Annotated in this window: 1 protein-coding gene; it reads right to left on the bottom strand. The window is 74.3% G+C overall.

All coding sequences use genetic code 11. The features are described 5' to 3' along the window. Positions 1–40 precede the first annotated feature (40 nt). Positions 41–1,219, bottom strand: a complete 1,179-nt coding sequence (locus ACFWEG_RS29000) for a pyridoxal phosphate-dependent aminotransferase (RefSeq protein WP_387221091.1) — start codon at positions 1,217–1,219, stop codon at positions 41–43. Positions 1,220–1,763: the final 544 nt, after the last annotated feature.

The raw sequence follows: 1,763 nt of genomic DNA, 5'->3' as shown, positions 1-1,763 counted from the left end.
GCGCCGGGCCCTCGCGCGTCCCGCGGCGCGCGTCCGGTGCTCAGCCCAGCTTGCGCAGGCGGCCGGCGGCCTCCCGGAGCACCTCGTCCCGCTTGCAGAAGGCGAAGCGGACGTAGGGGGCGCCGGTCTCGCGGTGGTCGTAGAAGACGGCGTGGGGGATGGCGACGACGCCGGCGCGTTCGGGGAGGGCGCGGCAGAAGGCGAAGCCGTCGTCGAAGCCGAGGGGGCGGATGTCGGCCGTCACGAAGTAGGTGCCCCGGGGGCGGTAGACGGTGAAGCCGGCGTCGGCGAGGCCTGCGGAGAGCAGGTCGCGCTTGGCGGTGAGGTCGGCGCGCAGCCCGTCGAAGTAGGAGTCGGGCAGCCGCAGCGCCTCCGCGGCGGCGTACTGGAACGGGCCGGAGCCCACGTACGTGAGGTACTGCTTGGCGGTGCGGACGGCGGCGATCAGCTCCGGGCGCCCGGTGGCCCACCCGACCTTCCAGCCGGTGAACGAGAACGTCTTGCCGGCGCTGGAGACGGTGAGCGTCCGCTCGCGCATGCCGGGGAAGCCGGCGAGGGGGTGGTGCTCGGCGTCGTCGAACACGAGGTGCTCGTAGACCTCGTCGGTGACGACGAGGAGGTCCCGTTCGACGGCGAGCTCGGCGATTGCGGCCAGCTCCTCGCGGGTCAGGACGGTGCCGGTGGGGTTGTGCGGGGTGTTCACCAGGAGCAGCCGGGTGCGCGGGGTGACGGCGGCGCGGAGTTCGTCGAGGTCGAGCCGGAAGGTGGCGGAGGCGGGGTCGGCGCGGAGCGTGACGGGGACCCGGGTGCCGCCGGCCATGGCTATACAGGCCGCGTAGGAGTCGTAGTAGGGCTCCAGCGCGACGACCTCGTCGCCGGGCTCGACCAGGGCGAGCAGCGCGGCGGCGACGGCCTCGGTGGCGCCGACGGTCACCAGGACCTCGGTGTCCGGGTCGACGGTGAGGCCGTAGAAGCGCTGCTGGTGCTCGGCGATCGCGGTGCGCAGCTCCGGGACGCCCGGGCCCGGCGGGTACTGGTTGCCCCGGCCGTCGCGCAGCGCGCGGACGGCGGCCTCGCGGACGGCCTCCGGGCCGTCGGTGTCCGGGAAGCCCTGTCCCAGGTTGATCGCGCCGGTCGCCGTCGCGAGCGCCGACATCTCCGCGAAGATCGTCGTTCCGAGCCCGTCCAGCCTGCGGTTCAGCAGCGGCCTGCCGCCCATGTCTCCACCGTCCTCACTCGGGTGCGCGTCGCGTCCGCGTTCCATCCTGGCCGATCCCGCACCGCGCGGTCATCCGGGCTGGGGTCGCGCGCACCCGCCGGCGTCGAAGCTCTGGAGTTGCTCAACTCCGGATTGGGGGGTGGGCCGGGTCGGGCATCACCCCGTCACCTCGGGCGCGACAGGCGGCCCGGGGTGACGGGAGAAGGGGGGACGCCATGTTGGCGTCATTGAGCGGAGTAGAGGTCGCGGTCGTCTTCGGGGTGGTGGGGCTGGGGGTCATGCTGGCGATCACCCTGATCGCGGGTTCGTCGCGGCGGTCCTCGCGGCCGGCGCGGAGCCGGAGGTCGGGCGGGTGGGCCGGCGGGGGCGACGGATCGTCCAGCGGTTCGTCGTCGTCCTGCGGTTCGTCGTCCTCGTGCGGTTCGTCGTCCTCCTGCGGGAGCTCGTCGTCGTGCGGCGGCCGGGCGGTCAGCGGCGGGGTCGGTGCCCCGTCTTGAGCGGGGGGTGGTGGCGTGCGCGCGGTAAACGGCGGCGAAAGCCGTGG

Origin of the sequence: Streptomyces sp. NPDC060194 (genome assembly GCF_042728285.1) — a bacterium.
Taxonomy (GTDB): Bacteria; Actinomycetota; Actinomycetes; order Streptomycetales; family Streptomycetaceae; genus Streptomyces.
Note: the sequence above shows the minus strand (reverse complement) of the source record. Positions and strands in the feature narration are given on the sequence as shown.

Bases quoted from the DNA above. Each gene is read 5' to 3' on its own strand.
- ACFWEG_RS29000 (WP_387221091.1), bottom strand. From the start codon at position 1,219: ATGGGCGGCAGGCCGCTGCTGAACCGCAGGCTGGACGGGCTCGGAACG.